Origin of the sequence: Ferruginibacter sp. (genome assembly GCF_049840995.1) — a bacterium.
In the GTDB taxonomy this organism is placed as follows: domain Bacteria; phylum Bacteroidota; class Bacteroidia; order Chitinophagales; family Chitinophagaceae; genus Ferruginibacter.
This window is the reverse complement of sequence record NZ_JASGIP010000003.1, coordinates 181495-193522: the sequence shown is the minus strand read 5'-3', so window position 1 is coordinate 193522 and position 12028 is coordinate 181495. Positions and strand designations below refer to the sequence as shown.

Here is a 12028-nt window from a genome sequence, read left to right as displayed (position 1 = left end):
GGCCCCTGCAGGGGCTATCTTAATTTTATGGATGTCTGTTTATTTGTTGGGGCATTCGCTGAAGAATTTCCAGATCATTTCGTTGCCTTTAAAATCGTTGCATACTTTGCCGATGATGAGCCTGGGCAGGTACTGGCTGCCGCCGGGCAGGGTGTGTCCGCCATTGCTGATCTTTATAAGGCATACCCTTGTGTGATTGCTGCCGCCGCTGTACAGGTATTGGGTGGCGGTGCACTGGTCTCTTTTTTCATTATCGGGTAATTCGGTTATTGCTGCGCTGGCGCCGGTATGGTTTACCTGTATATAGCGCTGTATAGTGGTATCGGTTGAGGTGCAGTTGCCTCTTTTACCAATTAATTTATTGCCTACAGATCCACCATTGTAAGGCACCAAAGGATCGCCGGTACCATTGATGAGCAATACGGATACAGGCTGTGCAGGATAAAATTCGGAGAGGATCCTTTCGGGTATACTGGCACATACCGGTGCTACAGCCAGTAAGCGGTTGCTTAATTTATAAGAGAGGTAGATAGAGAAGAAGCCGCCATTGGATATACCGGTGGCGAATACCCGCTTTTTATCGATGCTGTAATTTTTCTGCAGTGTATCCAGCAATTGGTTAATAAACTCTACATCATCATTGGCGCTGATGGAGGGTTTGAATTCACGGCCATCGTTCCATTGCTTGTCCACCCCATTGGGATATACGATGATGAAATGGTTGTTGTCGGCAATTGCATCCATGCCCATGTAGCGCTGCATTTGTTTATAGTTGCCACCCCCACCATGAAATACTATTACCAGGGGCCATGCTTTACCTGCGGTGTAGCCGGTGGGCAGGTGCAGCAGGTATTGCCTTTGTGTGCTGCTTACCTGCAGGGTAGCATCTATATTTTGTTGGGCGCTAAGGGCAGCGGTAATGAATAAGAGCGTAGCTGAAAGGGTCCATTTTTTCATACCAGGGTTTTTATGTTGACTACTACAGCTGCAAAAAGTTTATCTAAGCTACTACAAATTGTGCACAGCGCTCAGCAGCAAGGCTTTAGACCGTAGTATAATCTTGTAGTGCTAATACTACACATTATAAGTATAATGTATTATTTCCGGTGGAGATGTGGCGATATACCTTTGTACTGTTCAAGCATGAGAATGTTTTACGATCCAATCCATCCTTACAAATACCAACGTTTTTTAGAACCAAAGAACCATGCAGATCCTTATGAAAAACCCCGGCCAATTGGGGTTTTTTATATACATCGGGCATGTGATGCGGGGTACTGTTCAATGCGCTGTATCACATGCTTCACTTAAACCTTAACCGGTTACCCAAACTTGAATAACGAAAAACCTGGAGATATAAACAATCCTTTGAAACAACCCAATTTACTGTATACACCTTAATAAAATTAAGCCAGCCCATTTGAGGACCCCGTGAGGGGTTCTTTTTTTTAATGAATAATGGGATAATGAATAATGGATAATGCATACAACTCCCTCAATAAGGCGGAAGTCTCTAAACATTGAACATTGAACATTGAACATTGAACATTGAACATTGAACATTGAACATTCCCTGTGGTTTTTATTCCCTGTACCGGTTGTTTTCTTCCTCATCCTCCTCTTCAAAGTCGTCGGTCCAGTCCTCGTCGGGCAGGTTGTCTTCGTCGGCTTCAAAATCTGTTTCTTCGGCTACTAATGCGATGGCTTCATTATCCGGATCGTCTTCGATGGTATCCAGTTCTTCGGCGGTAATGCCTTCTTCTTCGTAGCTGTTGTCGTCGGTATCCAGTATATCTTCTCCATCGGTGGATGCCGAAAATTCCATGCTGTCGTGTTTAAGATCGGGGGTAGTGTCCGGCTGTTTTTGTTGTTGCTTTTTCATGTTGCTGTTTTAAATGCAGCCAAAAAAATTATGCCAGAACAGTGCCGGCTGCAGGGTTGCAGGAATGCGGCAAAAAGATTTTAAAAAAATGACGCGGATTTAACGCAGCGGTTTTAGAAGATTATGGTCTGTAATATTATATTTGTTATCATCATTTTAAATATGGTACAGTTTTAGCAGCACTACCTGCGCACTGATACTGCTTGTTAATTTCTTAAAATTCAATTATGGCAAAGAAATCGAAGGTGGCTAAAAAGAAGGCACCAGCAAAAAAAACTCCGGTAAAAAAAGCCGCGGCTAAAAAGGCGGCCAAAAAATCTCCCGCTAAAAAAGCAGCTCCTAAAAAAACAATCAAAAAGAAAGTTGCTGCTAAAAAAGTAGCCGTAAAGAAAAAAGCGGCGGCTAAAAAAACCGTGAAGAAAGTGGTGAAGAAAGCAGCACCTAAAAAAGCAGCTGCTAAGAAAGCAGTAAAAAAAGCAGTGGCAAAAAAGGTAGTGAAAAAAGCGGCCGTTAAAAAAGCCGTGGTAAAAAAGATTGCTCCTAAAAAAGCGGTGGCCAAAAAAGCACCGGCTAAAAAAGTGGCCGTTAAAAAGAAACCTGTTGCAAAAGCCATTGTTAAAAAGATGGAACCAAGACCGGCTGCTGCACCTGCACCATTGCCACCGGTAACCACAGCGCCTGTTACAGAAACGGTGGTGGACAATGCGCCGCTGCTTACCGAGCAATTGCCCGTGAGCCAGGTGCCGTTGCCTTCTTTAACGGATAGCGATGATGACCTGGTAGGCAAGGCTGCAAACATTAAAACGAGCATGCCACAGGATGATGAAGATGATACTAATGATGATAATGATGAAGGGCCCGGTACACCCAGTGCAACTCCTTTAAGCCTGTTCGATCATCATAGTAAAGTGCCGGATAATATTGATACGCATCATAACATGCCGGTGAATTCTGTGAAGAAAGGTGGTATCAAGCCTTCGGGCAAAAAACCTTTATGGTAATTTAAACGCACTATTCCTCTATATATACTGTGCATTTGGCCGTTACAATTTTTACAGGTTGTAGCCAGGCATGAAGGAAAAAAGATTGGTTGATGTTTCGGCCAATCTTTTTTTATGCGTGAGTGGGGGTCGGGACGCTCGGAGCGGCCTGAACCGTGAGTGGTGAGTCGTGAGTCGTGAGTGTGTAGGTCGGGACGTTCCAAACGGCCTGAACCGTGCGGCAGGCTGCTGTGCGTGAGTGTGATTGACGGGACAGGTTAGCGGCCTGAACGATAGGAACACTAACGGCTGTTTTTATTAATACATTTCCACTTCTACATGTCTTTCCTCGATAGGATTGCGGCCTCTTTGTTGTAACACTGTATTGCAGCGGTACAATAGTGCCGCAGGCAGGCTGGCGGCGTCTGCATTATTCCAAAAGGTGAGTAACAGGTTTTGCTGTATCACACTGAGGGGTTCCTGCAGCTTTAATATCAAATGGTGCAACGCGGTGATTCTCTGTATCCTTTAAATGATTGAAGCCGCCATGGGCGAGTATATCAATGGTAAGGGAAAGAATGGTTTTGCTTTGTTGCATGATATGGTTTTTTAGATATTGAAGTTCTATTGATAACGTAAAGAAATTGTAAAGCTTGTGTTATGGAATTGGGGAGTTGTGCGAATGTGGAAAGCATGGGGATAAGGACTGTTTTGATTGATCCTTATTTTAATAAGATAAAACCTGTGCTCTTTTCTTTGTTTTCATGCCGGCTGTTACCAACGGGTAAGGTACATTAAAAGCCTCCTGGTTGAGTTTAAAATGCGCTGCCAGTTTGCGGATCACTTCTTTGGAAAGCCCTTTCCGGTAATTTAAAATATCAGAAACATATCCTTTACTTACGTTAAGTAATATAACCAGGTCTTTCGCTTTTATTTGATGGTCGTTCATCAGCGAATGAAGGAGACTTATGGGATCGGTATCATTAAATGTATTGTGCTTTTCATCCCAGGTTTCGATTAACAAAGTCAGCAATGCGATCTCATCTTTTATGTCGCGGTTTTTAACTGGTGTAAATACGAGGGCTTCCAGCATATGGGTGTATTCTTTGTACTGGCTTTTACTGGTGATGACTTTATATTTAAGTGAGGACATAATAAATGTTTTAATAAAGACTTACAAAAAATTGTTCCTGGTTGCTGCAAAGCGAATCATAAACTGCATGCGTTCCGATCCAGCAAACAAACAGGTGGACCTGTTTATCACCAAAAAAATACTTACATATCATCCTGTAACTATTCCCTGCGATATCAAATACTACTCTTGACGAACTTTTACCTAAAAGATCAGCACTTCTGAACGTTGCCGCAATATCAGTGGGTTTTTCCCAATCAGCATTTTTAAGTTTCGTAAGCCATTCTTCAAAAGCAATCCTGCTACGTGCATTTTGCCTTGCAAATTCTTCGATCGTCTCTTTTTTTATTAAATGAACTTTCATAGCAAAGATACAGAAAATTTTCAAAAGTTCTCTTTTTGAGAACTTTTGCGCCGATATCCCAAGGTAGTCATATGAAAAGGTATTCTTACCGTTTCCCGCAGCATATTGCTGGGTGTTTTACTGCTTTTTGCGGGCCTAAAGCTGTAAAAGTTTTCGGTTTTCGTACCGGTAAAACCGGTTTTCGTATTCCTCCCGGACACAAAATCCCCTTTTGATATATAGAAACAGCCGTTTGGTATAACGTTTTTCCCAAGGCCTTAATGGCGATATAAGTTTGCAGCATCAAAAAAAAGTATCACCATTAAAACATAACATTATGAGACAATTATTTTTTTTATTGCTTGCAAGTTTTACTGCCGCTGTCAGCAATGCACAGGTAAGCGGTACTGCCAAAGATGAGAATGGAGCTCCTGTTGCAGGTGCCACTATTAGTTTATTACAGGCCAAAGATTCTGCTATGGTAAAATTTGCTTTAAGCGCTGCGAACGGCTCTTACAGCTTTGTAAATATCAAGGAGGGCAAATACCTGGTTAAAGCCAGTTATGTTGGTTTTGCGCCGGCCTTCTCTGCTGCTTTTGATGCAACGAACAATACTACTGTTCCCGAATTAAAGCTGGTTAAATTAAACGGCAACATGAAGGCGGTGGTAGTGACCTCTCAAAAGCCTTTGCTGGAAGTAAAGGCGGATAAGATGATCGTGAACGTGGAAGGTACGATCAATGCCGTGGGTAATGATGCACTGGAACTACTGCGCAAAAGCCCCGGTGTGCTGATTGATAAAGATGATAACCTGAGCTTAAGTGGCAAGAACGGTGTGCAGGTATATGTGGATGGCAAACCGAGCCCGCTGAGTGGCCAGGACCTTGCCAATTATTTAAAAGGCCTGAATGCTGCGCAGGTGGAAGCTATTGAGATCATTGCCAATCCCGGTGCTAAATATGAAGCGGCCGGTAATGCAGGCATCATCAATATCCGCTTAAAGAAAAACAAAACTATTGGTACCAACGGTTCGGTGAATGCCGGCTGGAATATTGGTACCTATGCCAAATACAATGCAGGGATCAATTTAAACTACCGTAATAAGAAGGTGAATATTTTTGGCAGCTATGGTTACAACAAAGGGTTGATGGAAAACAAGATCACCATCTACCGTACGGTTGCTGATAGTTTATTCAATCAGAAAGGCGTGATGACACAGGATAACGAAAGCCATAATTTTAAAGCGGGCGCCGATTATTTTATTGATAAGAAGAATACCGTGGGTGTGATGATCAATGGCAACCTGAGCGATCCGGGCGGCAGCAACCAGGGTACTACACCTATTTCGTATATTCCTACTGGTGAGGTGAACAGGATATTGAAATCGGATAATACCAGCCTGAGCAAAAGGAATAATATCAACCTGAATGCCAACTATACTTACAACAGCGGCAAAGGCAAAAGCCTTACGCTGAATGCGGATCATGGCTGGTACGATATCAACAGCAACCAGTACCAACCGAATATGTATTATGATGCTACCGGCAAAACTTTGCTGAACAGCGTTATTTACAGGATGATCGCTCCCACTACCATCAATATCAATTCGCTGAAAGCAGACTGGGAGCAACCCTTTGCCAAAGGTGTGCTAGGCTTTGGTGGTAAGACTTCTTTTGTAAAAACTAAAAATGATTTTCAACGTTACAATGTGCTGAATGGTTTGGAAGACCTGGATAAAGACAGGAGTAATACATTTACTTACAAAGAAAATATCAATGCTGCTTATGTTAATTACAACCGTGCTTTTAAAGGCATCAGCATACAGGCGGGTGTAAGGGCTGAGCAAACCAGTGCGGAAGGTGTATCCAACGGACAGAAGAAGAGTGGTGGTGTGTACAATCCTTACAGCGAAAGTTTTAAGCGTGATTATATCGACTTCTTCCCGAGCGCTGCTATTACGTTCAATAAAAACCCGATGAATCAATACAGTATCACTTACAGCAGGAGGATTGACCGCCCGAATTACCAGGACCTGAATCCTTTTGAATTCAAGCTGGATGAATATACTTTTCAAAAGGGCAATATCAACCTGCAGCCACAGTATACCAACAGCATTGGTGTTACCAACACTTACAAATACAAACTGACCACCACTTTAAATTACAGTCATGTAAAGGACCTGTTTGCACAAGTGTTTGATACGGCCGATATGTCGAAAGTATTTGTAAGTAAAAGGAACCTTGCTACACAGGATGTGATGAGTTTGAACATCAGTTATCCTTATCGTTACAAATCGTACAGCATGTTTGCCAATCTAAATGGTTTTTATACTAAATACAAAGCTGATTACGGAGCCGGCAGAACGATCAATATTGATGCCACCGGTTTAAGCGCTTATGTACAGAACAGTTTAAAGTTTGCTAAAACATGGACCGCTGAACTGACTGGTTTTTATAATGCGCCTACTGTGTACCAGGGTACAATTAAAGCCAATGCTTTGTGGAGTGTGGATGCCGGTTTGCAGAAACAGGTGTTGAAGGGCAGGGGTACTTTGAAGGGTTCGGTAAGTGATATTTTTCATACGCTTAAATTCCGCGGTGTGAGTGAGTTTGCAGGGCAACGTTCAGAGATCGGTGCTAACTGGGAAAGCAGGCAGGCCAAACTGAATTTTGTGTACCGCTTCGGCAGCAACCAGGTAAAGGGTTCAAGACAAAGGAGTACCGGTGCGGATGATGAAACGAAAAGAGTGAGTGCGGGTGGGGGCGTGGCGCCGGGGTTGTAAAAGAGTTACGGGTTAAGAAGTTACGGGTTACGGGTTTATTGATCGTTTGCGAATGGAGGTAAATATAATCCTTCGCTAACGATCAAAAACAAAAAACCGTAACCCGCAACCCTCAAAAAAAGTATAGCGATGGAATTAGAGCTTGCCGGTTTGTTCAGGGATTTTTTGAACAGGCCGGCAGCTTGATTTTTTTAAAAGTTACAGGAAAAAAGTTACAGGAAAAAAGTTACGGGTTAAAAGGTTACGGGTTTTTGATCGTTTGCGAATTGAAATGCGCTTAACGCTTCGCTAACGATCAAAAACAAAACAAACCCGTAACCCGTAACTCTTTCCCTATAATTCATAACTTAGTAAAAATAACAGTAACAGAATGAAGCAAGCGAAACGATATCCTTTAGCAACGGTGTTTGTTGTGGTGCTGTGCATTAATCTTTCTCTCTTTTTAATGGCTTACCTGATCGTGGCTTACCTGCGGGCGCCGGGCACGGAAGACAGCGTGGATAATATGATGTCTAGAAATGCGCTGCTGAAAGAAGTTTGTGCGATCGTTTATCATACTTTGTTCTTTTATTTTTCCCTGAATTATTTTAATAAGCTGCTGGTGGAAAAAAAGAGTACTATGCATTATGTAGGTTTTTGTGCATTGCTTTTCGTGGTTTCGCTGGGTTATTTTTTTGGTGTGAGCTATATTCTTCCGCAAAAGATCACGGTGCAGGGTACAATGGATAAATCCAAAACCTTTGCACTCTATCTTTTTTCTTATAGTATTTCCTCTTCTTTTTTTGCAGGATTGTCGTTGCTGCTGGCTTATTTAAATAATCTCCGGGCCGGGCAAAAACAGCGGAAAATATTAGAAGCACAAAAGATGCAGCTGGAAGTAGATAAGTCGCAGGCAAATTTTAAATTCCTTAAATCGCAGATCAACCCGCATTTTCTGCATAACACATTGAACTTTTTATACGCCAAATCGCTGCCTTATTCTTCTGAATTGTCTGAAGGTATCTTGACCCTGTCGGATATTATGCGCTATGCGCTGAACGAACCGGCAGGTACCCATGGCATGGCGCTGCTGAAGGACGAGATAGAACATGTAAGGGATGTGATCAAGATCAACCAGCTCCGCTTCAGTAATAACCTGCACGTGAATTTTGAAGTGCATGGTGTGATCAACGGGGCGCAGATCATTCCTTTTGTGCTGATCACCATTGTGGAGAATGCTTTTAAGCACGGCGACCTGCAGAAGCCGGAATTTCCTATCGACATTAAACTATCAGTAGAGCATAAACGCTTATTTTTTTACTGCCGCAACCGGAAGAAGAGCGGGCCAAAGGAAATTTCCACGGGCCTGGGACTGGATAATATCCGTAACCGGCTGGATTTTGCCTATGGCAGCAATTATACCCTGCTGATAAAAGATGAAGCGGAATTTTATACCACCGAATTAACCATTGATACATTATGATACGTTGTTTAGTTGTTGATGATGAACAGCATGCCATTGATATCATGAAACATTATATCGGGCAAACCAATTTTTTGGAACTGGTGAGCAGCACCACCAACCCGGTGGAGGCTTTGCAAACCGTTATCACGGAAAATATCGACCTCGTTTTTTTAGATATACAGATGCCGGAATTATCGGGCATTGATTTTATCAAAGCCATCAATGGTAAGGCCAAAGTAATATTGACCACGGCCTACAGCGAATTTGCCATTGAGGGTTTTGAACTGGAGGTAGTGGATTATTTATTGAAGCCCGTGCGCTTTCCCCGTTTTTTAACGGCCGTGCAAAAGGCCGTGAAGCTGATCAATGATAAACCTGCTGTGGCAGAACCGGATACCAGCAATGAGGCGGATTATATTTTTGTGAAGACGGAATCGAAGGGCAAATTATTAAAGATCAACCTGGCGGATATTGAATATATCGAGGGCATGAAAAATTATGTGGCCATTTTTATTGGCGGCAAAAAAACATTGGTATATACTAATTTAAAAGATCTTATAAACCATCTTCCTGCCAAGCAATTTATCCGGGTGCATAAATCTTTTATCATTCCTATCAGTCGTATTACCGGTATTGAGGGTAATATGATCCTTTTAAAAAGTGTTACGGCAGAAATTCTTATTGGTGAGAATTATAAGGCTGACCTGATGGAGATCATTAAGCATAAGATGATATCGTGAGGTTACAGCCCTGGTCGGTATCTCCACCGAACAGCAGCATTCCGGTCGGTGAGACACCGACCTGGGTCTTTCTCTTTTTTTAAACAACTTTTTGGACTGTTACTTTCGCCTCCACAGCCGGCGGGGCTGCGTACCTGTGTCGGCGCTACTTTTGCCGCTTTCGAAAAATTTTCGCCGGGGGCGAATTTTTCGAATCACGCCTTTGGCGTGACCGCAGCAAAAGAGGCGCCTTACACAGGTACTGGTGGGGGACAGGTACAGTAACGTAATCTTTGGCAGTGAAGAAATAATAGAATGCCACTGCCTGATAAGATATCTTCCCCGGTCGGTGTCTCCACCGACCGGGGTGAAAACCTTTCATTGATTTATAACTGCCGTACACTAATCTGTGCTTTTGCCTGCAGTAAATTTTATTTGCTTTGCATCCCTAACAAGGAAAATGAAAAAGCAATTATTATTTATCTATTCAATCTTAATTACAATGAACATGCAGGCACAAACTAAAACAATGCCGGTTACAGGCGAATACTATTTACAGGGCGTGATGGAAACCGCTTCGGGTTTTAAACTGAACGAGGACAGCAGTTTTAATTTTTTCTTTTCGTACGGTGCACTCGACCGCGAAGGTGGTGGCAGTTGGAAACAGGAAGGCAATACCATCATCTTTAACAGCAATAAAAAACAAACGACTGATTTTACCTTGCTGCAATCTAAAAAACAAGCGGGCAATGGTATCACTATCCGCATCAATGAACCCAATGAACTTTTAAAAAGACTGGTGCATGCCGTAGTGAAAAAAGGCGATGCTGCCGAACAGGCTTCTGCAGATAAAAATGGCATGATCAGTTTTAAAGCCACTGCGGCCGATAGTATTATTTTACTTTTTGAATGGTGCCCCGAAAAAACTTTTGTGTTTACCGTACCTGATACCACGCACAATTATTTTGAATTCAAATTTGAACCTGCTATTATGGAAGTGCTTTTCAGCGATTTTAAACTGCAGCTGAGCGATGATGGTTTTGAAGGGCCACACCCGCTGGACCCGGTAAAGACTTTTCATTACAGGAAAGCGTCGGCACAGGATAATTGATAATAAAGGATTTGTGCCATGCTCTAAAGCGGGTACAGGAAAAAAGGGCCGAACCGTTTAAAAACTCAAAAACGCCGCTGGCTCAATAGGCTTTCGCTAACTAAAATAAATTGAGTTGTTTTATAGTAACAAACACATCACTTACCAATAACACTTACTACTATGGATCTGCAAAACATCTTCTGGATATGCTGGGCGGCAGAAATGCTGGTTATTCTTTTCTGGATCGCCAGCGAAATTAAAGTAAGGCTGAACCCACTTTCTTTCTTCGGTGCTATCTATCTTTTTGCTGCACTGGCGCTGAAAATTAATATGGGCACCAATGCACTGGCTTCTGTAATGGTGCTGGTTCCTGCAATCCCTTTGTTCCTGATGCTGTTTGTGATGACGCTGCACTCCGTATCGGAAGGAAGAGGAAACATGCAGGCGAAAAAAATCACAGAATAATAATTCCCCTCTTTAATAGTGACGGCTATTTAAGTTTATATTTGTTTTGAAACTAAACAAATATAAACTTATGCCATCAGTTAAATCTTACGCTGCACAAAGCGACAGCAGTCCGCTGGCGCCATGGACGATCACCAGGAGAGATCCCAAGCCGCACGATGTTCAAATAGAAATTTTATACTGTGGCGTTTGCCACAGCGATCTGCACTTTGCAAAAAATGAATGGGGTATGACGGTGTTTCCTGTTGTGCCCGGTCATGAAATTGTTGGTAAGGTAACTGCAGTGGGCAGTCATGTAAAAAAGTTCAAAGTAGGAGATGTGGCCGGTGTCGGTTGCCTGGTAGACAGCTGTAAAGAATGCGATAATTGCAAAGATGGGCTGGAGCAATATTGCAGTGATGGCCCCGTGTTCTCTTACAACGGCCAGGAAAGAGATGGAAGCGGTATCACTTATGGTGGTTACAGCAAATCGATCTTGTGCCACGAGGATTTTGTGTTGCATATTGATGATAAACAACCTTTGGATGGTGTGGCGCCGTTGCTGTGCGCAGGCATCACTACCTATTCACCACTGCGCCACTGGAAAGTAGGTAAGGGACAAAAAGTAGGAATATTAGGACTTGGCGGTTTGGGACACATGGGCGTGAAGCTTGCTGTTGCAATGGGTGCTGAAGTAACGATGCTGAGCCACTCACCATCAAAAGAAGCAGATGCTAAACGACTGGGTGCACACCGCTTTGTACTGACCAGTGATGAAGAACAGGTAAAAGCAGTGACGGGTTATTTCGATTTTATTTTGGATACGGTTTCAGCAGAACACGAGTACAGTTTTTATTTGAACCTGCTGCGCACCAATGGTGTGATGGTTTGTGTAGGCATTCCGCCATCACCGGCACAAGTGCCTGCTTTCAATTTGATATTTGGCAGAAAAAGCCTGGCGGGTTCTTTAATTGGCGGCCTGGGCGAAACACAGGAAATGCTGGACTTTTGCGCCGCACATAATATTGTAAGCGATGTGGAAGTAATTGCCATGAAAGATATCAATAAGGCTTATGAAAGAATGCTGGCGGGGGATGTGAAGTACCGATTTGTGATAGATATGGCGACTTTGTAATGAATAATTTATTAATGAATAATTGATAATGGGCTGCCCGGTGGGCAGCTTTTTTATTGTGGGTAAATGCTGGA

Annotated in this window: 12 protein-coding genes; 7 read left to right on the top strand and 5 right to left on the bottom strand. The window is 42.8% G+C overall.

Annotation, left to right across the window (positions count from 1 at the left end; genetic code table 11):
- Positions 1-39: 39 nt before the first annotated feature.
- Together QM738_RS02425 and QM738_RS02420 are read right to left on the bottom strand one after the other, a co-directional pair.
- Positions 40-957, bottom strand: coding sequence for a CE1 family esterase (locus QM738_RS02425; protein WP_462275088.1), 918 nt, complete (start codon positions 955-957; stop codon positions 40-42).
- 625 nt (positions 958-1582) lie between these two features.
- The gene (locus QM738_RS02420) at positions 1583-1882 is read right to left on the bottom strand and encodes a hypothetical protein (RefSeq protein WP_462275087.1); all 300 of its coding nucleotides are present in this window, start codon (positions 1880-1882) and stop codon (positions 1583-1585) included.
- A 227-nt stretch (positions 1883-2109) separates the two neighbouring features.
- Between QM738_RS02420 and QM738_RS02415 the strand changes: the two genes are divergently transcribed.
- A complete protein-coding gene (locus QM738_RS02415) occupies positions 2110-2883 on the top strand; it encodes a hypothetical protein (RefSeq protein ID WP_462275086.1) in 774 nt (257 codons plus the stop codon).
- A 409-nt stretch (positions 2884-3292) separates the two neighbouring features.
- Here QM738_RS02415 and QM738_RS02410 read toward each other — a convergent pair whose 3' ends face one another.
- From QM738_RS02410 to QM738_RS02400, 3 genes are all read right to left on the bottom strand, one after another.
- Positions 3293-3460, bottom strand: a complete 168-nt coding sequence (locus tag QM738_RS02410; RefSeq protein WP_462275085.1) for a hypothetical protein — start codon at positions 3458-3460, stop codon at positions 3293-3295.
- Positions 3461-3589: 129 nt separating this feature from the next.
- Complete coding sequence (locus QM738_RS02405; RefSeq protein ID WP_462275084.1) at positions 3590-4015, bottom strand: helix-turn-helix domain-containing protein; 426 nt, start codon at positions 4013-4015, stop codon at positions 3590-3592.
- 10 nt (positions 4016-4025) lie between these two features.
- The gene (locus tag QM738_RS02400; RefSeq protein WP_462275083.1) at positions 4026-4358 is read right to left on the bottom strand and encodes a type II toxin-antitoxin system HigB family toxin; all 333 of its coding nucleotides are present in this window, start codon (positions 4356-4358) and stop codon (positions 4026-4028) included.
- A 316-nt stretch (positions 4359-4674) separates the two neighbouring features.
- On the opposite strand from QM738_RS02400, the gene QM738_RS02395 reads away from it, so the two are divergent.
- From QM738_RS02395 to QM738_RS02370, 6 genes are all read left to right on the top strand, one after another.
- Positions 4675-7119: an outer membrane beta-barrel protein gene (locus QM738_RS02395; RefSeq protein WP_462275082.1), complete on the top strand. Its 2445-nt coding sequence runs from the start codon at positions 4675-4677 to the stop codon at positions 7117-7119.
- A 370-nt stretch (positions 7120-7489) separates the two neighbouring features.
- Positions 7490-8581, top strand: a complete 1092-nt coding sequence (locus QM738_RS02390) for a sensor histidine kinase (protein WP_462275081.1) — start codon at positions 7490-7492, stop codon at positions 8579-8581.
- Complete coding sequence (locus QM738_RS02385; RefSeq protein ID WP_462275080.1) at positions 8578-9303, top strand: LytR/AlgR family response regulator transcription factor; 726 nt, start codon at positions 8578-8580, stop codon at positions 9301-9303. Before QM738_RS02390 ends, QM738_RS02385 begins: the two co-directional genes overlap by 4 nt.
- Before the next feature lie 439 nt (positions 9304-9742).
- A complete protein-coding gene (locus tag QM738_RS02380; protein ID WP_462275079.1) occupies positions 9743-10393 on the top strand; it encodes a hypothetical protein in 651 nt (216 codons plus the stop codon).
- A 162-nt stretch (positions 10394-10555) separates the two neighbouring features.
- Positions 10556-10840 (top strand): hypothetical protein, encoded by a 285-nt coding sequence (locus QM738_RS02375; RefSeq protein WP_462275078.1) that lies wholly within the window; start codon positions 10556-10558, stop codon positions 10838-10840.
- Positions 10841-10910: 70 nt separating this feature from the next.
- Complete coding sequence (locus QM738_RS02370) at positions 10911-11954, top strand: NAD(P)-dependent alcohol dehydrogenase (RefSeq protein WP_462275077.1); 1044 nt, start codon at positions 10911-10913, stop codon at positions 11952-11954.
- Positions 11955-12028: the final 74 nt, after the last annotated feature.